The organism is Gordonia sp. PP30 (assembly GCF_023100845.1).
GTDB lineage: Bacteria > Actinomycetota > Actinomycetes > Mycobacteriales > Mycobacteriaceae > Gordonia.
The window spans coordinates 752,862-779,507 of record NZ_CP095864.1 but is presented as its reverse complement, the minus strand read 5'-3'; the positions used below and the strand labels follow the sequence as shown (position 1 = coordinate 779,507).

Genomic DNA, 26,646 nt, shown 5'->3' with positions numbered 1-26,646 from the left:
GCAGCGTCGTTCCGGCACGATGGCGGCATGGGCGAAGACGTCAGCCGCCAGCAGTTCACCGGAGCCGATCGGGTCCGCTTCCGGTCGCAGGTCTCCCGCGGCACCGAGGCGATCGCCCGGATGCTGGCGGGCGGGCTGTTCACCGATCACGGGCAGCCACCCGAACCGCTCCTCGGGATGGAGGTGGAGCTCAATCTGATCGACGCGGCCGCCAACCCGTCGATGGCCAACGCCGAGGTGCTCGAGGCGATCGCCGACCCGATGTACCAGACCGAACTCGGCCAGTTCAACATCGAGATCAACGTCTCGCCGCGACCGTTCGTCGGAGGCGACACCGTCAGCCTCGAGCAGGGGCTGCGCAGTTCCCTCAACCGGGCGGACGCCGCCGCGAAGACCACCGGCAATCATCTGGTGATGGTCGGCATGCTGCCGACCCTGCGCGCGGAGCACTTCGCCCACCACTGGATCTCCGCCAATCCCCGCTACGACCTGCTCAACGAACAGATATTCGCCGCCCGCGGTGAAGACCTGGAACTCGACATCACCGGTGTCCCGCTGACCGAGAGCGGCCCGGCCGACCGACTGCGGACCACCACCGACTCGATCCTCCCCGAGGCGGCGTGCACCTCCCTGCAACTGCATCTGCGGGTGGCCCCGGAGGATTTCGCCGCGCACTGGAACGCCGCCCAGGCCATCTCCGGCGTCCAGGTGGCGATCGCCGGGAACTCGCCGTTCCTCGACGGCAAGGCGCTCTGGCACGAGACCCGTATCCCGGTGTTCGAGCAGGCCACCGACACCCGGCCGCTGGAACTCAAGAATCAGGGTGTGCGGCCGCGCGTCTGGTTCGGCGAGCGCTGGATCAACACCATCTTCGATCTGTTCGAGGAGAACATCCGCTACTTCCCCGCCCTGCTCCCGGTCTCCACCGAGGTCGATCCCCTCGCCGTGCTCGACGACGGCGCGATCCCCACCCTCGACGAGCTGCGCCTGCACAACGGCACCGTCTACCGGTGGAATCGCCCGGTGTACGACGTCGTCGACGGCCAGGCGCACCTGCGCGTGGAAAATCGCGTCCTGCCGGCCGGCCCCACCGTGGTCGACGTCATGGCGAACGCCGCCTTCTACTACGGCGTGGTCCGCGGCCTGGTCGAGAGCGACCGGCCGATCTGGTCGCGGATGTCGTTCGACGCGGCGCGCGAGAACCTGTCGGCCGGCGCCCACTGGGGCATGAACGCACAGTTGTACTGGCCCGATGTCGGCTGGGTGCATCCGGACGAGCTGGTCCTGCGCCGTCTGCTGCCGCTCGCCGAGCGCGGGCTCGACGCCTTCGGGGTGTCCGAGAAGGCCAAGAGCCGCTACCTCGGGATCATCCACGGACGGTGCGTCACCAAGCAGACCGGCTCGGTGTGGCAGCGCAAGGCCGTCGCCGCCCGCGAGGCGGCCGGTGAGGGCCGGGCCGAGGCGCTGCGCGGCATGCTCGCCGACTACGTGGCCCTGATGCACGAGGGCGAACCGGTCCACAACTGGCCACTACCCTGAACGCCATGGCCTCCCCCGCACGACTCCCGCGCCTCAAATGGCATCGGGCCCGGAAGACGGCGAGCGACGTGCCCTTCACCGCGACGCGCATCCTCGAAGGCCTCCGCCTGGGTGCGAGCGTCGAGGTGGATCTGCTGGTGCACGCCGACGGCGGTTTCGCGATCCTGCACGACGCCGAGCTGGCCGACTCCACCACCGGTCGGGGCAAGGTCCGCAAGACGCCCGCCGCCACCCTCCGGACGTTGGAACTGCTCGACGCCCAGCACCGTCCGTGCGGCGAGCCCGTCCTGCTCCTGGAGGACCTCGCAGACCTGCTCAGCGGCGAACAGCTGCCCGCCGACGCACTCCTCCAGCTGGACTTCAAGGACACCGCGCGGGCCCTGGACCGGCAGAGCATCGCCGCGTTCGCGGCGGCGGTCGAACCGATCGCGGAGCACCTGATCCTGTCGTGCGGGGATGCGAAGGCGGTACGGCTGCTGACCGGCGCGGCGCCGGGCGTGGCGGTCGGTTACGACCCGTGCCATCGCGGCGCCGTCGACCGCGTACTCGTCTCGGGCCGGTTCGCGCGGTTCGTCGAGAAGGCGTGTGCGGCGTCACCGCGGGCGACGACGATCTATCTGGAGATCCGGCTGGTCACCGCGGCGGCGGACCGCGGATTCGACGTGATCGACGCCTTCCACGCGCGCGGCCGGGAAGTGGACGCCTACACCTTCTACGGCGCGGCGAACCCGGGCATGGTCCCGGTGGCGACGCGCCTGGTCGGGCTCGGCGTCGACCAGCTCACCGTCGACGACCCCGAGGGCCTGGCCGCGCTGCTGGGCTGACCGTCGCGGGCGACTACGTCGAGTAGCCCGACGACGACGTGCTGTCCGCGTAGTAGACGGCCCAGATGATGATGGCGACCACCACGATCACCGCGATCACGAAGCCGATCGCGAAGGCGATCCACGCCCACATGGCCATCTTCTTCGACGACTCGGCCGTCTGGACGGCGAGTTCGGCCTGACCGGTGCGCCAGTAGTTGCCCGACGCGTTCGACTTGGTCAGCCCCAGGATGCCGAGGATCAGCGGCGCGAGACCGACCGGCAGGCCGTAACAGGTGACAGCGAACAGGCCGCCGATCACGATGGCGACGATCGACGACACCTGCCCGGTCGCCGGGGCCGGGCCCGGAGCGGCCACCGGACCGTACGACGGCGCGTACGGGAACGGTGCGGGAGCGGGCGCCGGGTAGGGCGCCGGAGCGGGCATCGGCGCCGGTGCCGCGTAGTACGGATCCGCCGGCTGGTCGTAGTAGGGCGTCTCCGGCGCCGGGTTCGGCGCGGGCGACGGGCCCGGGGTCGGCGCGATCTGGGTCGGTTCGTACGCCGACCAACTGTCGTCGTTCGACTTCCCGGAGCCGGGCTTGGAGAAATCAGGCGGCGTCATGTCACACTTTCAGGCTGTCGAACGGCGCGATCGGGATGTTCCGGATCACGAACCACACCAGGGTCACGACGAGGGCGACCGTCGGGGTGTGGCGCCAATTCTGCCAGCCCCTCACCGCCCGCCCGCGCCACAGGCCGATGGTGTAGGTCACGAAGCTGACCGCAAGGAGGGCGAGCGCGACCACCCCGACGGCGTTGTAGTGCAACGCGGTGCCGAGTTCCCCGTGTTCCAGGTAGTAGATGGCGCGGGACATCCCGCAACCGGGGCAGTCGATGCCCAGGAGCGCATGCGTCGGGCACACCGGCATGATGCCGCCCGGCTTCGACGGATCGGCGAACCAGATGAAGGTCCCCGCCGCCGCGACGCCCGCGAGAATCGTCGCCGGGCCCGCGATCCGGTGCCGTGCCACCTTCTGAAAGGCGGCGACGGCCCGGTTCGCGGGCTTCGGCGGCGGTGGGGCGACGACGGCGGTCATCGTTCCAGCGTACGGCGAGATGTCAGTAGTAGGCGTAGCCGAGGCTGAGACGGACGATGAACCAGATGACGGCGATCAGCACCGAGACGCCGAAGACGATCCAGGCGATGTTGGTGAACTTCTTCGCGTCGTCGGCCGCCCGCTGGGCGTTGATCGCGTCGCCGGAGGCCCACAGCTGGTTCACCGAGTTGGCCTTGGTGATCGCGATGACGCCCAGAATGCCGGCCACCAGGCTCAGGCAGGTGAAGAAGGTGAAGATGAAGCCCAGGACCGTCACGACGATCGACATGGTCATGTTGTTGTCCGGGGCGGCGCCGGGCACACCGGCCGGGGCGCCCGGGTACTGGGCCGCACCGTACGACGCGCCGGGGATCGGCTGTCCGGGCTGCGGCTGCTGACCGTACGGCGGGACCTGGCCGTACTCCGGGGCGGGCTGACCGTATCCGGGAGCAGGCTGGCCGTACTCGGGCGCGGGCTGGCCGTAGGGCGGCACCTGACCGGGGTCGGGCTGCGCGGGCTGCACGAACTCGGTCTGTCCCTCCGGCTGCGCGGCCCGTCCCGGCGGCGTCAGGTCGGGTCGCTGCACGTACTCGGTGGCTCCCTCGGAGGCCGGCTGGGCGCCCTCGGTCGGTTCCGGAACATTCTGCGGGTCGTTCGGGGTCGTCATCTCGGTCCTCTCGGGGTGACTGTCACAGTAGGCCGATCGTAGCGGACCGATCCGGCAGGAGAATGAACGCCGTCAGGCGAACAGCGCTGGCAGGGTGCCCTCGTGCACGGCACGGACCTCATCGAGGGTCACCGAGAACTGTCCCTGGACCTCGATCGAGTCGCTGCCCTGGTCGACGACGCCGATGCGCGACCACGGCAGGCCACGGGCGTCGAGCATGGAGCAGAAGCGCGATTCCTCGGTGCGCGGAACCGCGGCCAGCACCCGGCCGGTGGACTCGGAGAAGAGCGTGACGAACGGATCGGCTCCCTCCGGCAGCACCAGCCGGCAGCCGGTCTCCCCGGCCAGCGCCGATTCGGCGACGGCCTGGATCAGGCCGCCTTCGGACAGGTCGTGTGCGGCGGAGATCATGCCGTCACGTGAACCGGCGACCAGGATCTCGCCGAGCAGGCGCTCGCGTTCCAGGTCGACCTGCGGAGGCACGCCGCCGAGGTGGTCGTGACTCACCTGGGCCCAGATGGAGCCGTCGAACTCGTCGCGGGTCTCGCCGAGCAGGATCAGCGTCTCGCCCGGCTCGTTGCCGAAACCGGTCGGGATGCGGCGGTCGACGTCGTCGATCACGCCGAGGACCGCGACCACCGGGGTCGGCAGGATCGCGGTGGTGCCGGTCTGGTTGTAGAAGCTGACGTTGCCGCCGGTCACCGGGATGCCGAGCTGCGCGCAGCCGTCGGCGAGGCCGCGGACGGCCTGGCTGAACTGCCACATCACGGCCGGGTCCTCCGGCGAGCCGAAGTTGAGGCAGTTGCTCACCGCGCGCGGCGTCGCGCCGGACGCCGACACGTTGCGGTAGGCCTCGGCCAGCGCGAGCTGCGCACCGCGGTACGGATCGAGGAAGGTGTAGCGGCCCGACGCGTCGGTGGCGAGCGCGATGCCGCGGCCGGTCTCTTCGTCGATGCGGATCATGCCGGAGTCGGCGTGCTCGGCGAGCACGGTGTTGCCGCGCACGTAGCGGTCGTACTGCTCGGTGATGAACTTGCGGCTGCACAGCGCGGGGCTGGCCAGCAGCGTCAGGAAGGTCTCCCGGAGTTCGTCGCCGGACGACGGCCGCGCCAGGCCCGCGGTGGTCGACGCGATCACCTCGTCCTGGCTGTCCGGACGCGCCACCGGACGCTGGTAGACCGGGCCGTCGTGGGCGACGGTGCGCGGCGGCACGTCGACGACGGTCTCGCCGTGCCAGGTGATCTGCAGGTGGTCGCCGTCGGTGACCTCGCCGATCACGGTGGCCAGCACGTCCCACTTGCGGCACACGGCCATGAACGCGTCGACGTTCTCCGGCGACACGACCGCGCACATGCGCTCCTGCGACTCGCTGGAGAGCACCTCGGCCGGGGTCATCCCCTCGGCGCGCATCGGGACCTTCTCCAGGTCGATGTGCATGCCGCCGTCACCGGCCGCCGCGAGTTCGGAGGTCGCGCAGGAGAGTCCGGCGCCACCGAGGTCCTGGATGCCGACCACCAGGTGGTCGCGGTACAGCTCGAGGCAGCACTCGATCAGCACCTTCTCGGTGAACGGGTCGCCCACCTGCACGCTCGGCAGCTTCTTGCGCGACGGCCCGCCGTCGTCGTTGAAGGTCTCCGAGGCGAGCACCGAGACGCCGCCGATGCCGTCGAGCCCGGTCCGCGCGCCGAACAGGATGATCTTGTTGCCCGCGCCGGAGGCGAAGGCCAGGTGCAGGTCTTCGGCCCGCAGCACACCCGCGCAGAGCGCGTTGACCAGCGGGTTTCCCTGGTAGCTGGCGTCGAAGACGGTCTCGCCGCCGATGTTCGGGAGGCCGAGGGAGTTGCCGTAGCCGCCGACACCGCGGACCACGCCGTCCACCACGCGGCGGGTGTCGGGATGGTCGACGGCGCCGAACCGCAGCTGGTCCATCACCGCGATCGGCCGGGCACCCATCGCCATGATGTCGCGGACGATGCCGCCGACGCCGGTGGCCGCACCCTGGTACGGCTCCACGTAGCTGGGGTGGTTGTGCGACTCGACCTTGAAGGTCACCGCCCAGCCGTCGCCCACGTCCACCACGCCGGCGTTCTCCCCGATGCCGGCCAGCATCCCGGCCTTCATCTCGTCGGTGGTGGTCTCACCGAAGTAGCGCAGGTGCACCTTGGACGACTTGTAGCTGCAGTGTTCGGACCACATCACCGAGTACATCGCGAGTTCGGCGTCGGTGGGACGACGGCCGAGGATCTCGCGGATCCGCGCGTACTCGTCGTCCTTCAGGCCGAGTTCGGCGAAAGGCTGCGGGTGTTCGGGGGTTTCGGCGGCGTGGGAAACGGTATCGACCTGGGCGCTCACATCGGACAGTCTATGTCAGCGGGTTCGGAGCCCCGCACCTCGATCGGCGGGCCGGAACGACCGTGGCGAAGTCGGGCGCCGGTGCTCCCGGTCGGCTATATGTGGAAGATGGTCAGCCACATCGCGCTGCGCCACCGCGCCGAAGCCGAGTGCGGTGCCGCATGATCGCCAGTCAGACGGTGCACGGTCGCACCTACACGTTCGGCTCCCTCATCGAGATCCTCGCGAAGGCCACGCCGCTGCGCAGCGGTGACCAGCTCGCCGGCTGCGCCGCCGACTCCGACGCCGAGCGCGCGGCCGCGAAGTGGGTGCTCGCCGATCTGCCGCTCACCGTCTTCCTGGAGGACCCGGTGGTGCCGTACGAGACCGACGAGGTGACGCGGCTGATCATCGACACGCACGACCGGGCGGCGTTCGCCCCGATCGCCGCGCTCACCGTCGGCGGTCTGCGCGACCTGCTGCTGACCACGGTGACCCGCCCGGACGCCGCGGCCCGGCTGTCCGCACTGTCGGCCGGCCTCACCCCGGAGATGGTGGCCGCGGTGAGCAAACTGATGCGCAACCAGGACCTGATCGCCGTGGCCCGCGCGATCGACGTGCGGGCCGCGTTCCGCACCACGATCGGCACCCCGGGCACACTGGCCACCCGGCTTCAGCCGAACCACCCGACCGACGACCCGCGCGGCATCGCCGCCGCCACGCTCGACGGCCTGCTCCTCGGCTGCGGCGACGCGGTGATCGGCATCAACCCGGCGACCGACTCGCCGCACGCCACCGCCGATCTCCTGCGTCTGCTCGACGAGATCCGCACCCGCTTCGAGATCCCCACCCAGTCGTGCGTGCTCAGCCACGTCACCACCACTCTGGGCCTGATCGAACAGGGCGCGCCGGTCGACCTCGTCTTCCAGTCGATCGCCGGGACCGAGGGCGCCAACCGGGCGTTCGGCGTGACGCTCGCGCTCTTGGAGGAGGCCAATGCCGTGGCCCGCGAACTGCGGCGCGGCACCGTCGGCGACAACGTGATGTACCTGGAGACCGGTCAGGGTTCGGCGCTGTCCTCGGGCGCCCATCTCGGCACCGGCGGCCTGCCGGTGGACCAGCAGACCTTGGAGACGCGGGCGTACGCCGTCGCCCGGCGGCTGGAACCGCTGCTGGTGAACACCGTCGTCGGTTTCATCGGACCGGAATACCTGTACGACGGCAAGCAGATCACCCGGGCCGGACTGGAGGACCACTTCTGCGGCAAGCTGCTCGGGCTGCCGATGGGCGTCGACGTCTGCTACACCAACCACGCCGAGGCCGACCAGGACGACATGGACGACCTGCTCACCCTGCTCGCGGTGGCCGGCGTCGACTTCGTGATCACCGTGCCCGGCGCCGACGACGTGATGCTCGGCTACCAGTCGCTCGCCTATCACGACGCGCTCTACATCCGGCGTGCCCTCGGCCTGCGGCCCGCTCCCGAGTTCGATGCCTGGCTGGCGGCGCAGGGCATGCTCGACGACGCCGGCGGCCTGCGCGACATCACCGTGGACGCCTCCCCGCTCCGCGCTCTCGCCGCCCGGGAGCCGGCGTGAGCGCCGCCGACGAGTCCGCCGCGGTCTGGGACGGTCTGCGCACGACGACCCGGGCGCGCATCGGGCTGGGCCGCGCGGGTGACGCCCTCACCACCACTCGCCTGCTGGAGTTCGGCGCCGCGCACGCCGCGGCCCGCGACGCCGTCCACCAGCCGCTCGACGTCGACGCTCTGGCCGACGAGGTCGCCGCACTGGGCCTGGGTGACCCGATCGCCGTGCGCTCGCTCGCCGCGGACCGGGCCGAGTACCTGCGCCGGCCCGAACTCGGCCGCCGTCCGGCCGATCTGAGCGCGTTGACCCCGGCCGGGGCCGATCTGGCGGTCGTGCTCGCCGACGGCCTGTCGCCGCGGGCGGTCTCCGTGCACGGAACGGGCCTGCTCGCCGCGATCGCCGACCGGCTCGCGGCCGACGTCGTCGTCGCACCCCCGGTGATCGCGACGCAGGCGCGGGTGGCGCTCGGCGATCACATCGCGCATGCGCTCGGCGTCCGGACCGTGCTGGTGCTGATCGGCGAACGCCCGGGCCTCTCGGTGGCCGACAGCATCGGCATCTATCTGACGCATCGCGCAGACCCGGGCGATTACGCGACCGGGGTCACCGACGCCGACCGCAACTGCATCTCCAACATCCATCCGCCCGATGGTCTCGACTACCGGTCGGCGGCCGCCGTCGCCGCGGCCCTGGTAACCGGTGCGCGCCGGCTCGGACGATCCGGCGTCGACCTCAAGGACACCTCGCGGGCCGAGCTCGATGCCCCAGTGGTCGACGGCCTCGAATAACGCGTGCGCCGGCGCCGCGGCGACTACAGTCACGGAGCAACGGCTCGGGGTTCGGGGAGCTGGAAGGTTCGGGGGGACCATGACCGATCTGCGACGTCTCGCGCGCGATTACTTCGACGCCGGTGTGCTCCGGCTCGGTATCCCGATCGACGGCCAGGATCCCCGGCCGCGACCGGCCGACGCGATGCTCGCCTTCACCCGCGCCACCGAGGCGGACCCGGCGATGGGCGACGCCTGGCTGGGCCGGCTCGCCGCCGGCGACGCATCCGGCGAGACCCTGTTCGGCCTCTACGCGGCCCGGGCGACGATCGGCGCGCAGCAGCGTCGTCTCGGCCTGCCCACCGGAATGCTGTGCGGCCGCGCCCCGACCGGGATGTTCGTCGACTACCCGGTCGCCGACGCCACCCAGGCCGCGCTCGCGTACGCTGCGTCGTTGCTGTCCGGGAACGACGTCGACGGGGCCCGCCGGGTGCTCGACGACCTCGGCGACGATGGCTCGCCTATCACCGAGTTCTGCTGGGCGATGGTGCATCTGCGCGCCCACGACTGGCCGCGGGTGCTGACCGCACTCGCCCGGGCCGACCGCTGGGACGACGAGTACCTGGCCACCGCCGCCGCGGTGATGGCCGGCACCGCGTGCGTCCACCTCGGCCTGTTCGACGAGGGCATCCGCCGGCTGACCGAGGTCCGCGACGGGCCGCTCACCAACTGCCGCGCGCAGGCCGCGTTCACCATCGGCATGGCGCAGCGGGAGCGGGGCGACGAGGCCGCCGCGCGCCCCCTCTTCCAGGAGGCCGTCGCGCTCGATCCCGGACTGACCGAGGCCACCCGGGCGCTGACCGATCCGGCCTACCGACTGGTGCTCGGCGAGGGAGACGACGGCGCTCGGCCCGACGTCGACCCCGCGGATACCGGCGGAGATCCCGCCGCCGCACGACTGGCCGAGCTGGAAGCCGAACTCGATGCACAGGTCGGGCTGACCGAGGTGAAACAGCAGGTGGCGCGGCTCCGGTCGACGGCGACCCTCGCGAAGGTCCGTGCGCAGCGCGGTCTGCGGACCGGGGAACGCAGCCTGCACCTGGCCTTCACCGGCCCGCCCGGAACGGGTAAGACCACCGTCGCCAGGATCGTCGCGAAGCTCTATTGCGCTCTCGGCCTGCTCGCCACCGACCGCGTAGTCGAGGTGTCCCGCCGCGACCTGGTCGGCCAGCACCTGGGCAGCACCGCACCGAAGACCGGGAAGGTGATCGACTCCGCCCTCGACGGTGTGCTGTTCCTCGACGAGGCGTACACGCTGATCCAGGAGGGCCTGTCCGGCGGCGATGCCTTCGGCCGCGAGGCCCTCGACACCCTGCTACAACGGATGGAGTCCGACCGCGACCGGCTCGTCGTCATCATCGCCGGATACGACGACGAGATCGACCGTCTGCTGGCCGCCAACGAGGGCCTGGCCTCCCGTTTCGCGCGGCGCATCCGGTTCCCGTCGTACCTGCCCGGCGAGCTGACCCGGATCGCCGAGGTGATCGCCGACCGTCGCGACGCCCGTCTCACCGCGGAGGCCTCCGCGCTGCTCATGACGGCTTTCACCGCCCTGTACGACGACCTCGCACCCACCCCGGTGGGACCGCGCCGCGGCACCGACGCGGCCGGAAACGGCCGGCTGGTCCGCAATGTGATCGAGGCCGCCGAGGAGGAGCGCGAACACCGGCTCGCCACCCGCGACGACCTCGATTCGCTCACCGAGACCGACCTCATGACGCTCGACGCCGCCGACATCCGCCGCGCACTGGACGCCGTCGTCCCGCGGCCGCCCACGTCTGCTCCGGGACCGGAACAATCCAGGTATTTTCGCGCATCCGCGCCGGGCCCGGCGCGGGCAGACTCCTTCGGGTGACCGAACTGATCGACCCCTACTCTCCCCGGCCCGGCCGCCGCGGCCGCGGGCCCCGCCGGACTGGGTCTCCCGGCCCCGTCGCGCGCACTTTCGACGCCCTCGGCGCGCTCGTGCTCTGGCTGCTCCAGATGGTCGCGGCGGCGATCGGCTTCTTCCTCTCGGCTCTGGCGGCGATCGGCACCGACAGCTGCGACGACTCCACCCCGTGCGGCGGCGCCGGCTACATCGACGCGGGCATGACGATCTCGTTGATCTCCGGAGTGGTGCTGGCGCTCGGTGTTCTGACATGGTGCGTCTCCCGTTTCTGCCGGGAGCGGCTCTGCTGGTGGGTCGGCCTGCTCGGGCTCGGCGCGCAGGCGGTGTTCACGATCATCGCCGTCGCCCTTGCTGTCCATGCCGGCCCGATCCACTGAGCCGTATCGAAGCCTCGCGAGCGATATCGGAACGCCCCACTCGCCGGCCCAGTACCGACAGCGTTTCGACTCCGGGCGGCGACCATCGTCGTCGCCGCGGGTAATCGGGGCCGGCGTGGCGGGTAACCGGCGCCGGGGAGTGGCGCGTGTCGAAGCCGGATCCAGAATCGAACACAGACTCAAGATTGCACATCGCCGACGTCCGGAAATGCGCCGGAAACCCACGTTGGACGGGTGTGGACTTCACCCCCACCGGGATGATCGCCGCCCCTTCTCACGTAGAGAAGACGCACCGACATCGTCGATGACCGACAGATCGTCGCCCAGGTCGATAGATAACTTGCGAAGGCACTACTTGGAGTAGTTCGGCGGAAGACGGTTCTCGGAAGTGCCAATTTCCAGCAACTTATCCCGACCAATCGATCCACCCACCTCCACCCTCAACCCTGGAACCCACACGCACGCCGGAAGTGGGTGGTTGCAGCTCGAATCCCGCTAGGAGCGGTGAGCTTATCTGCCCCATTGTTGGCTCTTCAACTCTGAGAGTGCGTAGGTGGGATCTGGGCTGACCGGGCGTGGGCACAAGATGTAGGCGGGTCCTGGGTGTGAAGATGGAAGTTCCTACACACCCATTTTCACGCCACAGGACCCATGAGCGAGCTTACTGCCGATGTTGCTGACACGATCTGCCGAACCGTCGAGCTGGGGGTGACGATCACCGGCGCCGCTGTCGATGCCCGCGGCCGCACGCACTTGTGGTGCCGGGTGCTGCAGGCCGATCGGCATTGTCCGGGCTGTCAGATCGCCGGCGACCTGCGTGATCACGCCGACCGCGTGCTCACTGATGTGCCGATCAGCGGCCATCCTGTTGTTCTGCATGTCGCGGTGCCCCGGTTCGTGTGCCGTACCAGCGACTGCCCACGAACGATCTTCCGCGGCGGGATCGATCATGTCGCCGCGCCCCGGGCCGTGGCACCGCCCGGACCACACGCTGGATCCTGCAACGCATCGCGATCGACAAGATGAGCGTGAAAGCGGTGGCCACAGCGCTGGGCCTGGCGTGGAAGACAGTCAACGCGATCGCCGTGAGTGCGGCCCGGGCCCTGGTCTACGACGGCGGCCACCTCGACGGTGTACGGCACCTGGGCGTCGATGAGCACAAGTGGAAACACGTTCGCGGACAAGGAGACCCGAGCTTCGTGACCGTTCTGATCGACTTGACGCCCGTGGTCGAGGGCACCGGCCCGGCTCGGCTGCTGGACATGATCGGCGGCCGGTCAGCGCAGGTCCTCAAAGACTGGATGAACACTCGTGACCAGCGATTCCGCGACCGGATCACAGTCGTGGCCATGGACGGATTCACCGGCTACAAGACCGCCACCAGCCAGGAACTCCCCGCCGCCCGGGTCGTGATGGACCCGTTCCACGTCGTCGCGCTGGCCGGAAACAAGCTCGATCTGTGCCGCCAACGCGTTCAGCAGCAGACATGCGGGCACCGCGGACGCGCCGGTGACCCGTTGTACACGATCCGCCGGATCCTGCACACCCGTACCGGGTTGCTCACCGCCAAGCAGAAGATCCGGTTGTACGAGTCGCTGACCAGCCATGACGCGCACGTCGCGGTCGAGATCACCTACCAGGTGTATCAGCAGCTGATCGCCGCCTACCAGCACCCGCAGCGCCGCGAGGGCAAGAAACTGATGTGGAAGGTCCTCAAACGCATCCAGACCGGACTCCCCGCCGGGCTAGCCGAACTCGCCCAACTCGGGCGAAGTCTCTGGAAACGCCGCGCCGACATCCTGGCCTACTTCGATACCGGAGTCTCCAACGGACCCGTCGAAGCCATCAACGGCCGCCTCGAACACCTCCGCGGAATCGCCCAGGGCTTCCGCAACCTCGACCACTACATCTTGCGATCCCTCCTGCACTCCGGTCAGCTCGCCGAACACATCAACGCACTCTGAAAGGCGAAGAGCCCCATTGTTGCGCAGCTGAGGATATCGATCTTCCGCTGGAACGCGCTGGGATCAAGCGTCCAGAACCTCACCGGCAGACCTACTTTCTGCTGAGCGCCGCCGGGGCATGGGCGCCATGTTTCCGAGGCCGAACTCGCAGTCTCGGCTCGCGCCTCGACGGCCCAACGGGCTACCAACAGGGGCGTGCCGGCCCGCACCCTGTTCGGCACGTGCACGATCCCGGTCTGCCATCAGCCAGCCTCGCGCTGCGAGGTGGATCACTGCGAGGACTACGACCGGCACGGACGATCTCGGCAACGACTACTTCGCCGGGAAGCCCTTCGCATACGCGGCCTTGGTGCGGTCGAAGTCCTTGCGATCGTCCGCCGAGAGGGTGGAACCGCACTTGTCGAGCGCGGTGGTGAACAGCCCCGACTGGTCGCGCACCGCCGTGCTCGCCTGGCCGCGCTGATTCGCGGCGAGAGCGGCGTTGTACCGCTTCTGGATCGCGATGGAATCGACGACGACGGTGCGCAGCGGATCGTCGTTCATCTTCTTCACCAGCGCCTGGCTGTTCTCGATGAAGCCGAGCGGCACCGCGGACGGAAGCTCCGCCTCGTCCCGCAGGTCGGCGGTGTCGTTGTACAACTCCAGATACTGGCCGATCTGCGCGGAGACCTGCAGGGCCGCCTGGCAATCGGTCAGATCCCCGGTCGCCAGCGTCGGCCCGGAGTCCACGACGGACGAGTCCCCGTCCGACTCCGCGGGCGACGAGTCGTGCCCGCCGCCGCAGGCGGTGAGGCCGAGGAACGCGGCGGCGCACACCAGTCCGGCGGTCGTACGGGTAAGACGGCGAGGTGCGGCGTTCACGGTTGAGCAGCCTACCGCGCGGGCGCATCCGGGTAGTTCTACGCTTCCTGGCGGCGGACCGTCGTCGAAGACTGGACACCGTGCACGCGCTCCCCGACTCCGCCCATCGAGTTCTCCGTACCGCCGACAACGCCGCCGCCGGCGTCCTCGTCTTCGGTCAGGCCCTCGTCGCGATCGTCGGAAGTCTCGTCCTGTCCGTCTCCACGCTGTGGACCGCTTCGACCTGCGAGCCCGGCGCCGCCTGCGGGGAGCGGGCCTGGGTCTGGCCCGTCGCCGCGGTCGCCCTCTCGGCGATCGGCGGTCTCCTGCTCCTGAACCGGACGGGCCGCTGGATCAAGTCGCGAGTGGCCCAGGATCTTCCGGTCCTGGGTGTCGCGCTGCTCGGCGCGGTCGCCGAGGCCGTGCTGCTCGCGGCGTGCTTCCAGCTGGCGCAACTCGCCGGGTAGCCCGCGCCCGAAAGCCGGCGCGGGCGGCGCGGGCGACGCACCGCATCTTGCGCGCGCTGAGTTCAACGCGCAGGCCCGCCGAACCGGTGGCGGAATCACCGGCAAACGACTCCTCGCCGCAGGTCATTCACGGTTGCATGGCGGCGCTCACCGCGGCCGAGAACGCCGCGAATGTGCTGTTGCTGGAGAAGGCGCACGTCCGGCATTCCGGCGCCCTCGCGATGGGCATGGACGGGGTGAACAACGCGGTGATCCCGGGCAAGGGGCTGCCCAAGGACTACGTTGCCGAGATCACCCGAGCCAACGACGGCATCGTGAACCAGAAGACCGTCTACCAGACCGCGACCAGCGGTTTCGGGATGATCTCCCGGCTGGAGCGCTACGGCGTGAAGTTCGAGAAGGACGAGTACGGCGAGTATGCGGTGCGCCGCGGGGTCGTACGTGTTGCCGATGCCGGAGGGCCGCGACGTCAAGAGGGTGCTGTATCGCGTGCTGCGCCGCCGCGAGATGCGGGAGAAGATCACCATCGAGAACCGGCTGATACCGGTGTGCGTCCTCACCGAGTACGGCCGCGCCGTCGGCGCGGCGGCCCTGCACACCCGGACCGGCGAGTTCTACGTGATCGGCGCCACCGTCGCGACGCTCACCGAACACACGCCGCCCGGTTTCGACCTCGCGCTGGCCGCGGCGTTGCGCGACGCCGACGGCGGGGTGCGCCGCGCCGCCGTCGAGGCCCTGCGCGAGCTGATCGAGGTGGTGAGCGGCAAACCCGAACTGGTGTCGGTGCTGCTGGGCGCGGCGGCGTCGGACGATCCGCTGGTGCGGGCCGGGGTGCTCGACGTCCTGCGCGCCCTGAAGGAGGCCGAGTCGGCGTTCTTCGCCGGATTCCTGACCGATCCGCATCACCGGGTGCGGATCGAGGCCATCCGCGGCCTGGTCTCCCTCGACGACGCGGCATCGATCGCGCGGGCGGCCGCCGACGGTGACCGCGAGGTGCGGGTCGTCGCCGCGCAGGGCCTGGCGACCGTCGGCGCCGGCGCGGACACGCTGCGCGCGCTGGCCGTCGACCCCGACCCGCTGGTGCGCGCCGCCGCACTCGCCGCGCTGAGTTCCCTCGGCGACGCGCAGGCCGACGGGAAACTGCTACGGAAGGCGCTGCGCGACAGCGCCTGGCAGGTCCGCAAGGGGGCGGCCACCGGGCTCGCGGTGGCGCCGGGCAGCGAGTCGATCGACGCCCTCGCGCCGCTGGTGTCCGATCCGCACGGCGACGTGCGCAAGGCCACCGTGCAGACCCTCCGCCCGTGGTCGGACGACCCGCGGGTCGCCGAGCTCATCGCGCTCGCCCGCGCCGACGACGACGCCGACGTCCGCGCCGCGGCCCGTTGACCGGCCGCGGGACGGACGGACTCAGCCAGCGGTGCGGCCCGGCGACGGTGCGTTTCCGCCCGTCGTCAGGCCGTGCTCGACCGGTCGAGTTTCGCTTCGAGGTCCCGGATGTATAGCGGTGACAGGGCCAGGCCGCCGATCGTCGGCAGCAGCCACAGCGTCAACAGCGCGGCATCGGAGGCCGGCGCCTCGGTCGGAACGCTGCCGATGATCGCGGCGCAGACCATCCACAGCACGACCGAGGCGCCGAACAGGACCCACCACAACACCTTGTTGATCCGGATCGCGCAGTATAGATACGCGGCAGGGCCGAGGATTCCGCAGGTCAGAAGCGGGACCAGTGTCCACAGACACTGAAGTACCTTCCAGCCGCCGGTACGTCGCGGGGGCGTCGGGAAGTACGGCACCACGGCTCTCGGATCGCCCGAGGCGGCGGGCGCGTACCAGCCGGGTGCGGTGGAGAGCGACGGCAGCGTGTCCCAGTGCGGGCCGGACCGCACCGGTGCACTCGGCGGCGGCGTCGCGACCCGCGGCAGCACCGATTGCGTTTGTGGGTGGACCGGCGCTTGCGCGGTGGTGCTCGCGCGGAGCGCGGCGATGAAGCTTCGACAGTCCGGGTACCGCTGGGCCGGTTCCTTGGCCAGGGCGCGCGCGAACACCGGATCGAGCGGCCGCAGATCGGGACGGTGGGTACTCAGCGGATTCGCCGTCTTCGAGACGTGCGCCATCATGATCGCCGAGGCGACGGTCTCGTCGAATACCGGCCGGCCGGCGAGCACCTCGTACAGGGTGCAGGCCAGCGAATACTGGTCGGAACGTGCGCCGGCACGCGCGCCCCCGATCACCTCGGGCGCCGAGTACCGGAGGGTGCCGACGAAGGCATCAGTGGCGGTCAGGCTGGTGCCGTCGGCCAGTTTCGCGATGCCGAAGTCGACTACCACCGCACGCTCCAGCAACCCGCTCTGTGGGTCTCGGCGGATCAGGATGTTGGCCGGTTTGATGTCGCGGTGCACCACACCGTTGCGGTGCGCGTAGTCGAGCGCATCCGCCACCTGCTCGGAGGCCCGGAGAATCTCCTCGTGCTCGGACAACCGCGCGGCGGCCAGATCCAGGCCCTTGATGTACGACATGGTGAACCACGGCTGCCGACCGGCGACACCGTGCTGGTAGATCGTGACGATGCTCGGATGATCGAGGGCCGCCGTCGTCTTCGCCTCGGCGGAGAACCTACGCTGAAAGTCGTCGTTTCCCGATCCGGCCATCGAGATCACCTTCATTGCCTCGCGCCGCTCCAACGTCGGGTTCCAGACCAGGTACACCTCACCCATCCCGCCCTGTCCGAGCCTGTCGATCACCTCGTAGCCGGCGATCTGCTGGCCGCGCTCCACCTCAGATTCCCAGGTTCCGCAGCACCGCGTCGGCGGTATCGCCGGGGGTGCCGTCGGCGGGGGTGACGACGATGTCGGCGTGCTCCGGAGCCTCATACGGGGAGTCGATCCCGGTGAACTGGGTGATCTCGCCGGCCCGGGCCTTCGCGTACAGGCCCTTGGCGTCGCGCGCCTCGCACTCGGCGAGCGGCGTGTCCAGGAAGACCTCGTAGAAGGGCAGGTCGCGGGCCTCGTGGATCTCCCGGGCCCGCTGCCGCTCGTCGGCGAACGGGCTGATCAGCGACACCAGCACCACCGCGCCGGAGTCGGCGAACAGGGCCGCCACCTCGGCGGTGCGCCGGATGTTCTCGCGGCGGTCGTCATCGCTGAAACCGAGGTCGGAGTTGAGGCCGTGCCGCAGATTGTCGCCGTCGAGCAGGTAGGCGGGGCGGCCGGACGCGATCAGCCGCCGCTCGAGTTCGACGGCCAGCGACGACTTCCCGGAGCCGGAGAGCCCGGTCATCCAGATGGTGGCGCCGCGGTGCGCGCGCTGGTCGCGGCTCACCTTGGTGGTCTGCCAGACCACGTTCGTGTCGTGGGCGACCGGCCCGGTGATCATGCCGGCGGCCACCGTCGCGTTGGTGGCCTCGTCGATCAGGATGAAGCTGCCGGTGGCGCGGTTGCGCCGGTACGCGTCGAACAGCAGGGGCTGCTGCGCATGCAGGGTGACGCGGCCGATCTCGTTGAGCGCCAGCCCGGGCGCCTGCTCGTCGCGGTGCAGCGTGTTGACGTCGAGCCGGTAGTTGAGGCCGCTGACCTGGACGCGGGTCTGCCGGGTGCCGCAGGTCATCAGGTAGGTGGCGCCCGGCCGCAGCTCGGTGTTCTCGGAGAACCAGCAGACCATCGCGTCGAGATCGCGGTCGACGTGCGGCCGGTTGTTCGGGCGCACGATCATGTCGCCGCGCACGATGTCGATCTCGTCGGACAGTTCCATCGACACCGCCATCGACGCGAACGCCTCATCGAGTTCGGCGCCGCCCGGACCCCACAGCTTGTCGATCGTGGTGGCGAACCCGCTCGGCAGCACCACCACCTTGTCGCCCACGGCGAACACCCCGCCGCCGACGGTGCCCGCGTACGCGCGGTGGTCCAGGCCGTCGCTGCGCTGCGGCCGGATCACGTACTGCACACCGAAACGGGCGTCGATCAGGTTTCGGTCCGACGCGATGTACACGTTCTCCAGGTGCCGCAGGAGCGGGCGGCCGTCGTACCAGTCCATCTCCGCGCTGCGCTCGACCACGTTGTCGCCCCGCAACGCGGAGAGCGGGATGAAGCTCAGATCGGTGACGTTGAGCTTGGCCGCGAACGCCACGAACTCGTCGCGGATCTCCTCGAAACGCTCCTGCGAGTAGCCGACCAGGTCCATCTTGTTGACGCAGACGGTCAGGTGCGGGATGCCCAGCAGCGACGACAGGAAGGCGTGCCTGCGGGTCTGTTCCAGCACCCCCTTGCGAGCGTCGATCAGGATGATCGCGAGGTCCGCGGTCGACGCGCCGGTCACCATGTTGCGCGTGTACTGCACGTGTCCGGGCGAGTCGGCGATGATGAACTTGCGCTCGGGTGTGGAGAAGTAGCGGTAGGCGACGTCGATCGTGATGCCCTGCTCGCGCTCGGCGCGCAGGCCGTCGGTGAGCAGCGACAGGTCGGCGAACTCGTCGCCGCGGCTGGCGCTGGTGCGCTCGATGGCTTCGAGCTGGTCGGCGAAGATCGACTTCGAGTCGTACAGGAGGCGGCCGATCAGCGTGGACTTGCCGTCGTCGACGCTGCCCGCGGTGGCGATCCGTAACAGTTCCCCGGCCATCAGAAGTACCCCTCCTTCTTGCGGTCTTCCATCCCGGCTTCGGAGATCCGGTCGTCGGCGCGCGTCGCTCCGCGTTCGGTGATCCGGGTGGACGACACCTCCTCGATCACCTTCGCGGGCGTGTCCGCGTCACTCTCCACGCAGCCCGTGCAGGTGGCGTCGCCGACGGTGCGGAAGCGGACTCGTTCGACGTGGCCGGTCTCGCCCGGATAGGTCTGCAGGAACCGCGTCTTGGCCAGCAGCATGCCGTCGCGCGGCACCACCTCGCGGTCGTGCGCGTAGTAGATCGACGGCAGCTCGATGTTCTCGGCGTCGATGTACCGCCAGATGTCGAGCTCGGTCCAGTTGCTCAGCGGGAAGACCCGGATGTGCTCGCCCCGGTGGTGGCGGCCGTTGTAGAGGTTCCACAGTTCCGGCCGCTGATTGCGCGGGTCCCACGCACCGAACGAATCGCGGAAACTGAACACCCGCTCCTTGGCGCGGGCCTTCTCCTCGTCGCGGCGGGCCCCGCCGAACACGGCGTCGAACCGGTTCTCGGTGATGCCGCGCAGCAGCGCCGCCGTCTGCAGCCGGTTGCGCGACGTGCCGGGCCCGGTCTGTTCGACGACGCGGCCGGCGTCGATGTCGTCCTGCACGCTCGACACCAGCAGCGTGGCACCGGTCTCGGCGACCACGCGGTCGCGGTACTCGATCACCTCGTCGAAGTTGTGCCCGGTGTCGACGTGCATCAGCGGGAAGGGCATCGGCGCGGGCCAGAACGCTTTGCGCGCCAGGTGGAACATCACCACCGAGTCCTTGCCGCCGGAGAACAGCATCCCGGGGCGCTCGAACGTGGCCGCGACCTCCCGGAAGATGTGGACGGACTCGGCCTCGAGGGCCTCCAGGTCCGACAACTCGTAGCCCTGCTTGTCCATCCCTCTCCTACCGGCTCGGCGGCGGAACGCCACCCGCCGCGCGCTCCGCACTCACCCTAGGGCATTTGCGAGACATGCCTGAGCCGGACGGGCCGTCCGCGACCCGGACGACGGCTACCGGCCGAGCAGATCGAGCGCCGCGCGGACGATGCTGTCCGCGTCGATGCCGTGGTACCGGTACACGTCGTCCAGCGATCCGGCCTGACCGAACCGGCTGACGCCGAGCGCCACCGAAGGCACCCGATTGATCCCGGACAGGAAGGCGAGAGCGTGCGGGTGCCCGTCGATCACGGTGACCAGGGGCGCCGCCCGGCCGGCCGGAAACACCTGGTCCAGGATCCAGGCCGGGCCGTCGCCCACCCCGCGGCGGGACTGGAGGGCGTCGAACAGGTTGCCCGGGCTGGACACGCAGATCACGTCGGCCGCGATGCCCTGCTGCCCGAGCCGGGCCGCCGCTGCGAGGGTCTCGGTGAGCATCGCGCCGACCCCGGCCAGGACCACGTCGGGCCTGTCCCGTTCGGCGCGGCGCAGCGTGTACGCACCGGCGATCACCTGACGGCGCCGCCGCTCCCGCGCCGCCGGGTCGGCCGGTACCGCGGCCAGCTGCTGATCGACCGGCCGGGTGGACAGCCGCAGGTACGACGACGTGCCGTCCGGTGTACCGAGGCGGCCGATGCACAACAGCAGGATCCACTCCAGGTCGAGGGCGAAGGCCGGCTCATAGCTGAGGCAGCCGGGCTGCTCGAGGCCGATGGAGGGCGTCTTGATCGACTGGTGCGCGCCGCCCTCGGCGGCGAGCGTCACCCCGGACGGCGTGCCGACCAGGATGGACTGCCCACCGGCGTAGATGCCGTACGACCACGGTTCCAGCGCCCGCTCGACGAACGGGTCGTACAGGACAGCGATCGGGTACAGCGGGTGGTCCCAGCGGCTCCACGTGGCGCCGAGTTCCCCGATCAGGCCGACCAGATTGGTCTCCGCGATGCCCAGCTCCAGGTGCTGGCCGTCCGGCTTCTCCCGCCAGTGCATGATGGTCTCGGCGTCGTCGCCGAACCAGTCCGGCTTCTCGGTCGGCGAGAACACGCCGACCTTGTTGAGCCAGCCGGCGAGGTTCGTCGTGGAGCTGACGTCCGGGCTCACCGTCACCACGCGGCTCGCCGTCTCGGGCGCCTCCCGCAGCAGCGACAGCAGGGTCCGGCCGAGGGCGGCCTGGGTGGACGCGGTCCCGGTGGGTGTGCGGCCGAAATCGGTGGGGACAACGCTCTCCGGCGCGGGCACGCCCGGCGTGCGGCGCAGGCGGGCGGCCGCCGCCGCGCACATCCGCCCGGCCTCGGTATCCGGGCCGAACCGCGACCACGGCCGATCGGGGTCCTCGCCCAGTTCACCGGCCAGCTGCTCGTACTGTTCGACGGTGAGCAGCGACGAGTGGTTCTGCGGGTGACCCTGGGTCGGCAGCCGGTGGCCCTTGATCGTGTAGGCGATGATCGCGGTCGGCCGGGTGTCGTCGATCCGCGCGTACGCGGCCTGCAGCGCGCCGATGTCGTGACCGCCGAGGTTGCGGATCGCGCGCATCAGGGTCTCGTCGTCGAGCGTGGCGAGCAGTCCGGCGATCGGCGCGGCGCCCGCACCGTCGCCCGGCAGCCGTTCCCGCAGCTGCGCCGCCGGGCAGCGGAGCAGGCGCTGATACTCGGGATTGGGCATCTCCAGGATCCGCGTGCGCAGTTCCGGTCCACCGTCCCGGGTGAACAGCTCCTCCAGCAGCGCCCCGAACATCACGGTGATCACCTGCCAGCCGACCGCCGAGAACATGGTCGCCAGCCGCTGCGCCGCGATGTTCGGCACCACCCGGTCCAGGGACTGCCGGTTGAGGTCGACGATCCACACGACCTCGCCGAGGCCCTGGACCGCCGGATCCATGAGGGCCTCCCAGACCGCCCCCTCGTCGAGCTCCGCGTCGCCGACCAGCGAGTACTGCCGGCCGGTGCCGGCCTGTCCGCCGTGCGCGTTCACGTACCGCCGGGCGACGGCTCCCCAGATGGGCGCGGTGGCCCCGATGCCGACCGACCCGGTGGAGTAGTCCACCGGATCGGGGTCCTTACTGCGGCTCGGGTACGACTGGAGGCCGCCGAACTCACGCAGCGTGGTCAGCCGGTCCTCACCGAGTTCGCCGAGCAGGTAGTTGATGGCGTGCAGAACCGGGGAGGCGTGCGGCTTCACCGACACCCGGTCGTCGGCGGTCAGCGGACCGAACCACAGCGCGGTCATGATCGTCGCCATCGACGCGCACGACGCCTGGTGCCCGCCGACCTTCAGGCCGGACGGATTCGACCGCACCCGATTCGCGTGGTGGATCATCGCGGTGGACGTCCAGAGGACGCGCCGCTCGATCTCGCTGATCGCCGTCTGCACCGCGCTTCCGCGCTGCCGCGCCGCTGCCTGAGTCATCGTTGCATCCCTCGAAGTGGACGATTCATTGTCGAGACCTCACCACCGCTGGTCGTCACGCGCAACGTCTGCTCCTCGGATTGATCGTTCTGCACAATCCGCATGGTCGGCGCCGACGGTACGGTGGCACTATGCCCAATCCCGATCGGATCGATCGCTCCGATGCCCTGATCCTCCGGGCCCTCAACGACGACCCGCGCGCCACGGTGATCGCCCTGGCGACGACCACCGGCCTGTCCCGCAACACCGTGCAGGCACGACTGGCCAGGCTCCAATCCCGGGGCGCGCTGCGTTCCTTCGAACGGTGTGTCGACCCGGCCACCCTCGGTTATCCGCTCACCGCCTTCGTCTTCACGGTCGTCACGCAGCGGAAACTCGCCGGCGTCGCCGAGGCCCTCGCCGCGATTCCGGAGGTCATCGAGGTCCAGGGACTCAGCGGGGTCGCGGACCTGCTCATCCACGTCGTCGCCCGTGACGCCGACGACCTCTACCGCGTCGCCGGCCAGATCCTGGACGTAGACGGCGTCAAGAAGACGACGACGGGTCTGGTGATGCGCCGCCTCATCGACTACCGCACCCAGCAGCTCCTCGATCCGGCCGACTGAACCGCGAGCGGGTCCGCCCCGTCGGTGACCGGTCGCCCGATCGCGGCGTGCCACGATCGAGAGACCACCGCGCACGTGACGACCGGAACGAGGGATGACACCGATGGCCGAGAAGCTGACCGCGAGCGACCGGGCACGACTGCGCCGCGAACGCATCGAGAACGACGTGTTCGACGCCGCCGCCCGCCTGTTCGCCGAACGCGGCTTCGCCGGGACCAGCATTCAGGACATCGCGAACGACCTCGGCGTCAGCCGCACCTCGCTGTACTACTACGTCCCGAACAAGGACGAGCTGCTGGCACGCATCGTGCACGACCTGACCGAGCGGGGCCTGCGGGTGCTCGAGGAGCAGCGCGCGCGACCGGTCCCCCTGGAGCAGCAGTTCAGCGATTCGGTGCGGGAGATGACGCGGCTGGTCGCCGCGAATCCGGCACGTTTCCGGCTGCTGCAGCAGAGCGAGGCGTTCATGCCTCCGGAGGTGGCCCGTCAGCATCGGCGCAACCGCCGCGCGATGCTCGACGCCATGATCCGGCTGATCGAGGACGGCCAGAACGCGGGAATCCTGCGCTCCGCCGATCCGCGGCTGGCGGCCTTCGCCCTGTTCGGCATGTGGAACTGGACCGCCTACTGGGTCCGGGACACCGACAATCTCGACACCATCGTCGACGAATTCGCCACGATCGCGCTGCGCGGTCTCCTCGCGGACGGCGACGGCACCGATCGACGTGCCACCGACGTGCTGGAGAACGCGCGGCGCGAGCTGGCCACCCTGGCGCTGATGCTGGATCGACAGGACGAATCGACGCCCGGCCAGCGCTGACGGTGAGAGGCGATCACCCTCTAGGCGGACTTCGTCGTTTATGACGATTATTTGACACTTATGACTAAACGTGTCTACGGTCACGGTCATGCCCAAGACGGTCGTCATCGTCGGCGGTGGGCCCGCGGGTCTCTTCGCCGCTCGCCTCATCGCCCAGCGTCACCCCGAGTGGCCGGTCACCCTCTACGAGCGCAGCGATCCCGCGCACACCTTCGGCTTCGGCGTCGGGCTGACCGGCGCCGCCCTCGCCGCCGTCGACGCGGTGGATCCGGAGACCGCCGAGCGCATGCGTGCGGGTTCCGCCCGGGTTCCGACCGCGGAGTTCCGCCTGCCGGACCGCGCCGTGCGCATCCCCGGCTTCCACCGCGGCGTGGCGGTCTCCCGCTCGGCGATGCTCGCCGCGATGACCGATCAGGCACGACAGGCCGGCGTCGACGTGGTGATGGCACCGGCCCCGGACATCGAGGTTCTGCGCCGGTCGGCCGACCTCCTGATCGCCGCGGACGGCGTCTCCAGCGCCGCTCGCGAGACCTACCGCGAGGCGTTCGGTCCCGAACTGATCGAGGGTCGCGCCCGCTACCTGTGGTGCGGCACCGACGCCGTGCTCGAGGGCACCGTGTTCGCTCCGGTGTGGACGGCCCACGGCGTCTTCACCGCACACGCCTATCCCTACGGCACCGACCGCTCGACGCTGGTGATCGAGGCCGACGACGATGCGGTGGCACGACTGCTGGCGGGATCACCGGCCCCCCGGCCCGGCCGCAGACGCGATCGACGAGCACTCCCTCGCCTTCCTGACCGGGGCCTTCGCCGATCTGCTCGGCGGCCGTCCGTTGCTCGGCAACCGTTCCCAGTGGTTCCGGTTCCGCACCTCCCGGTGCGCGAGGTGGGCGGACGGCAACATGGTGCTGCTGGGCGATGCGGCCGCGAACGCCGACCCGTCGCTCGGCTCGGGCACCAAGCTCGCCGCCGAATCGGCGATCGCCCTCGCCGATGCCCTCGACGCCGACCGGCCCATCGAGGAGAGCCTGCGGGCCTTCGAGGCGCAGCGGCGCCCGGCCGTGGACAGGTTCCAGCGCTGGGCCTGCCGCAGTCAACGGTGGTGGGACTCGTTCCCGGCCCGCCTCTCGATGGACGGCGACCGTCTCGCCCTGGCGTTCATGTCCCGGTTGCGGCCGGTGCCGCTGACCACCACCGGCGACCTCGCCACGATCATCGTTCCCGCCGTCGCCGCCTGGGCCGGTGTGTCCCCCGGCGAACTGCCCGACGGCGATCTCACCGACTGGATCACGCATCGCCCGGCCCGCATCGCCGGCGCCGGAGTCGGCGGGCGCATCGTCTCGCAGGCCGATCTCGCCGCCGCGGGCGTACACGTCGCGCGGATCGACTCGGCCACCGACGACCCGTGGGGCCCGGACGCCGACCGGGTACTCGCCGCCGCCCGCACGGCGATCGGCGACGGCGCGGACGCGATCCTGCTCGCCGGGCCCCCGGACAGTACCGAGGTCCTCGAGCGGATGGACGTGGCCGAGCGGATCCGTTTCGAACTCGGCGTGCCCACCGGCGTGGCGGCCCCGGCCGCGCAGACCGGCGCCATCGCGTGCGGGCTCGTCGCCGGGCGGATCGACTTCGCCTGCGACACCGGATTCAGCCGCGATAGGCGGCCTGCCCGGTGAGCGTCTGCCCGATGATCAGCTGGTGCACCTCGGAGGTGCCCTCGTAGGTCAGCACCGATTCCAGGTTGTTCGCGTGCCGCATGATCGGGAACTCGCCGGTGATACCGGCCGCGCCGAGCACGGTGCGGCAGTTCCGGGCGATCGCGATGGCCTCGCGCACATTGTTGAGCTTGCCCAGACTGACCTGCGCGGGAGTGATCGCACCGGCGTCCTTCAGATCGCCGAGCTGGGCCGCCAGCAGCACACCCTTGCCGTATTCGAGGGCCATGTCGGCGAACTTGGCCTGCGTGAGCTGGAAACCGGAGAGCGGGCGGTCGAAGATCTCCCGCTCACCGGCGTACGCGAGCGCCGTCTCCAGGCAGTCACGAGCCGCGCCCATGGCGCCGAAGACGATGCCGAAACGCGCTTCGGACAGGCAGCTCAGCGGACCGCGGAGCCCCTGCGCCTCGGGCAGCATCGCCGACGCAGGCAGTCGCACGTCGTCGAGCACCAGCTCGCTGGTCACCGAGGCGCGCAGCGACAGCTTGCGGGTGATCTTCGGCGCGGAGAATCCGGGGGTGCCGGTCGGCACGACGAAGCCGCGGACACCGTGCCCGTCCCCCTGTTCCCCGGTCTGCGCCCAGACGACGGCGACATCGGCCACCGAGCCGTTGGTGATCCACATCTTGTTGCCCGACAGGATCCAGTCGTCGCCGTCGCGGCGCGCCCGGGTGCGCATGCCGCCGGGATTGGAGCCGTAGTCCGGTTCGGTGAGGCCGAAGCAGCCGATCGCCTCCCCGGCGGCCATCGCGGGCAGCCACTGCTGCTTCTGCTCCTCGCTGCCCCAGCGCCAGATCGCGAACATCGCGAGCGACCCCTGCACCGAGACCAGCGATCGCAGTCCCGAGTCGGCGGCCTCCAGTTCCAGGCAAGCGAGACCGTAGGCCTTCGCGGAGGTGCCGGCGCACCCGTAGCCCTCCAGGTGCATGCCGAGCACCCCGAGGGCACCGAGGCCGCGTGCCAGTTCGCGGGCCGGGATGTCGCCGGCCTCGTACCACTCGGCGATGTGCGGGGCGACGTCCCGCGCGAGATAGTCGCGGACGGTGCCGGCGATCTCCCGCTCCTCAGTGGAGAAGAGCCGGTCGACGGCGAACAGGTCGTTCAGGGTGCTGGTCATGCGAAAACTCCTGGTGAAAGA

The 26,646-nt window shown here is 70.3% G+C and carries 22 protein-coding genes and 2 pseudogenes; 13 read left to right on the top strand and 11 right to left on the bottom strand.

Annotation, left to right across the window (positions count from 1 at the left end; all coding sequences use genetic code 11):
* Window positions 1-27: 27 nt before the first annotated feature.
* Window positions 28-1,539 (top strand): glutamate-cysteine ligase family protein, encoded by a 1,512-nt coding sequence (locus MYK68_RS03545; protein ID WP_247866348.1) that lies wholly within the window; start codon window positions 28-30, stop codon window positions 1,537-1,539.
* Window positions 1,540-1,544: 5 nt separating this feature from the next.
* Window positions 1,545-2,363, top strand: a complete 819-nt coding sequence (locus MYK68_RS03540) for a glycerophosphodiester phosphodiesterase (protein WP_247866347.1) — start codon at window positions 1,545-1,547, stop codon at window positions 2,361-2,363.
* A 13-nt stretch (window positions 2,364-2,376) separates the two neighbouring features.
* On the opposite strand, the gene MYK68_RS03535 is transcribed toward MYK68_RS03540, so the two are convergent.
* The 4 genes from MYK68_RS03535 to purL form a co-directional block, all read right to left on the bottom strand.
* Window positions 2,377-2,967, bottom strand: coding sequence for a hypothetical protein (locus tag MYK68_RS03535; protein WP_247868149.1), 591 nt, complete (start codon window positions 2,965-2,967; stop codon window positions 2,377-2,379).
* 1 nt (window position 2,968) lies between these two features.
* Window positions 2,969-3,442 carry a DUF2752 domain-containing protein gene (locus MYK68_RS03530; RefSeq protein WP_247866346.1) on the bottom strand — a complete coding sequence of 158 codons (474 nt, stop codon included), beginning with the start codon at window positions 3,440-3,442 and terminating at the stop codon, window positions 2,969-2,971.
* A gap of 22 nt (window positions 3,443-3,464) precedes the next feature.
* Complete coding sequence (locus MYK68_RS03525; protein ID WP_247866345.1) at window positions 3,465-4,109, bottom strand: CD225/dispanin family protein; 645 nt, start codon at window positions 4,107-4,109, stop codon at window positions 3,465-3,467.
* A gap of 72 nt (window positions 4,110-4,181) precedes the next feature.
* Window positions 4,182-6,461, bottom strand: coding sequence for a phosphoribosylformylglycinamidine synthase subunit PurL (gene purL / locus MYK68_RS03520; RefSeq protein ID WP_247866344.1), 2,280 nt, complete (start codon window positions 6,459-6,461; stop codon window positions 4,182-4,184).
* 161 nt (window positions 6,462-6,622) lie between these two features.
* On the opposite strand from purL, the gene MYK68_RS03515 reads away from it, so the two are divergent.
* From MYK68_RS03515 to MYK68_RS03495, 5 genes and pseudogenes are all read left to right on the top strand, one after another.
* Window positions 6,623-8,038, top strand: a complete 1,416-nt coding sequence (locus MYK68_RS03515; RefSeq protein WP_247866343.1) for an ethanolamine ammonia-lyase subunit EutB — start codon at window positions 6,623-6,625, stop codon at window positions 8,036-8,038.
* Window positions 8,035-8,817 (top strand): ethanolamine ammonia-lyase subunit EutC, encoded by a 783-nt coding sequence (gene eutC, locus MYK68_RS03510; protein WP_247866342.1) that lies wholly within the window; start codon window positions 8,035-8,037, stop codon window positions 8,815-8,817. Before MYK68_RS03515 ends, eutC begins: the two co-directional genes overlap by 4 nt.
* 79 nt (window positions 8,818-8,896) lie before the next feature.
* A complete protein-coding gene (gene eccA / locus MYK68_RS03505) occupies window positions 8,897-10,711 on the top strand; it encodes a type VII secretion AAA-ATPase EccA (RefSeq protein ID WP_247866341.1) in 1,815 nt (604 codons plus the stop codon).
* Complete coding sequence (locus MYK68_RS03500) at window positions 10,708-11,124, top strand: hypothetical protein (RefSeq protein ID WP_247866340.1); 417 nt, start codon at window positions 10,708-10,710, stop codon at window positions 11,122-11,124. Before eccA ends, MYK68_RS03500 begins: the two co-directional genes overlap by 4 nt.
* 651 nt (window positions 11,125-11,775) lie before the next feature.
* Window positions 11,776-13,088 (top strand): annotated as a pseudogene (locus tag MYK68_RS03495) (ISL3 family transposase).
* Between the two features lie 312 nt (window positions 13,089-13,400).
* Here MYK68_RS03495 and MYK68_RS03490 read toward each other — a convergent pair.
* Entirely contained in the window at window positions 13,401-13,949 is a 549-nt protein-coding gene (locus MYK68_RS03490; protein ID WP_247866339.1) for a hypothetical protein, read from the bottom strand.
* Window positions 13,950-14,029: 80 nt separating this feature from the next.
* Between MYK68_RS03490 and MYK68_RS03485 the strand changes: the two genes are divergently transcribed.
* The 3 genes and pseudogenes from MYK68_RS03485 (at window position 14,030) to MYK68_RS20870 (ending at window position 15,781) form a co-directional block, all read left to right on the top strand.
* Window positions 14,030-14,395 (top strand): hypothetical protein, encoded by a 366-nt coding sequence (locus MYK68_RS03485; RefSeq protein WP_247866338.1) that lies wholly within the window; start codon window positions 14,030-14,032, stop codon window positions 14,393-14,395.
* A 131-nt stretch (window positions 14,396-14,526) separates the two neighbouring features.
* Window positions 14,527-15,085: pseudogene (locus MYK68_RS20875) on the top strand (FAD-binding protein); the annotation flags it as partial.
* Between the two features lie 21 nt (window positions 15,086-15,106).
* Entirely contained in the window at window positions 15,107-15,781 is a 675-nt protein-coding gene (locus tag MYK68_RS20870; protein WP_502798317.1) for a HEAT repeat domain-containing protein, read from the top strand.
* Window positions 15,782-15,846: 65 nt separating this feature from the next.
* Here MYK68_RS20870 and MYK68_RS03475 read toward each other — a convergent pair whose 3' ends face one another.
* The 4 genes from MYK68_RS03475 to MYK68_RS03460 form a co-directional block, all read right to left on the bottom strand.
* Window positions 15,847-17,169 (bottom strand): serine/threonine-protein kinase, encoded by a 1,323-nt coding sequence (locus tag MYK68_RS03475; RefSeq protein WP_247866337.1) that lies wholly within the window; start codon window positions 17,167-17,169, stop codon window positions 15,847-15,849.
* Between the two features lies 1 nt (window position 17,170).
* Window positions 17,171-19,009, bottom strand: a complete 1,839-nt coding sequence (gene cysC, locus MYK68_RS03470; protein ID WP_247866336.1) for an adenylyl-sulfate kinase — start codon at window positions 19,007-19,009, stop codon at window positions 17,171-17,173.
* On the bottom strand, window positions 19,009-19,923 hold the full coding sequence (gene cysD / locus MYK68_RS03465; RefSeq protein WP_247866335.1) for a sulfate adenylyltransferase subunit CysD: 915 nt from the start codon (window positions 19,921-19,923) through the stop codon (window positions 19,009-19,011). Before cysD ends, cysC begins: the two co-directional genes overlap by 1 nt.
* Window positions 19,924-20,037: 114 nt before the next feature.
* The gene (locus MYK68_RS03460) at window positions 20,038-22,368 is read right to left on the bottom strand and encodes a thiamine pyrophosphate-binding protein (protein WP_247866334.1); all 2,331 of its coding nucleotides are present in this window, start codon (window positions 22,366-22,368) and stop codon (window positions 20,038-20,040) included.
* Between the two features lie 131 nt (window positions 22,369-22,499).
* Between MYK68_RS03460 and MYK68_RS03455 the strand changes: the two genes are divergently transcribed.
* Both MYK68_RS03455 and MYK68_RS03450 read left to right on the top strand, forming a co-directional pair.
* The gene (locus MYK68_RS03455) at window positions 22,500-22,973 is read left to right on the top strand and encodes an Lrp/AsnC family transcriptional regulator (RefSeq protein WP_247866333.1); all 474 of its coding nucleotides are present in this window, start codon (window positions 22,500-22,502) and stop codon (window positions 22,971-22,973) included.
* A gap of 103 nt (window positions 22,974-23,076) precedes the next feature.
* On the top strand, window positions 23,077-23,793 hold the full coding sequence (locus MYK68_RS03450) for a TetR/AcrR family transcriptional regulator (RefSeq protein WP_247866332.1): 717 nt from the start codon (window positions 23,077-23,079) through the stop codon (window positions 23,791-23,793).
* Window positions 23,794-23,857: 64 nt separating this feature from the next.
* Here the strand turns inward: MYK68_RS03450 and MYK68_RS03445 are convergent, their stop codons facing one another.
* Window positions 23,858-24,454, bottom strand: coding sequence for a hypothetical protein (locus MYK68_RS03445; protein ID WP_247866331.1), 597 nt, complete (start codon window positions 24,452-24,454; stop codon window positions 23,858-23,860).
* 52 nt (window positions 24,455-24,506) lie between these two features.
* On the opposite strand from MYK68_RS03445, the gene MYK68_RS03440 reads away from it, so the two are divergent.
* Entirely contained in the window at window positions 24,507-25,469 is a 963-nt protein-coding gene (locus MYK68_RS03440; RefSeq protein ID WP_247866330.1) for a hypothetical protein, read from the top strand.
* Here the strand turns inward: MYK68_RS03440 and MYK68_RS03435 are convergent.
* Window positions 25,441-26,625 carry an acyl-CoA dehydrogenase family protein gene (locus MYK68_RS03435; RefSeq protein ID WP_247866329.1) on the bottom strand — a complete coding sequence of 395 codons (1,185 nt, stop codon included), beginning with the start codon at window positions 26,623-26,625 and terminating at the stop codon, window positions 25,441-25,443. The two genes, MYK68_RS03440 and MYK68_RS03435, sit on opposite strands and share 29 nt — an antisense overlap.
* Window positions 26,626-26,646 lie beyond the last annotated feature (21 nt).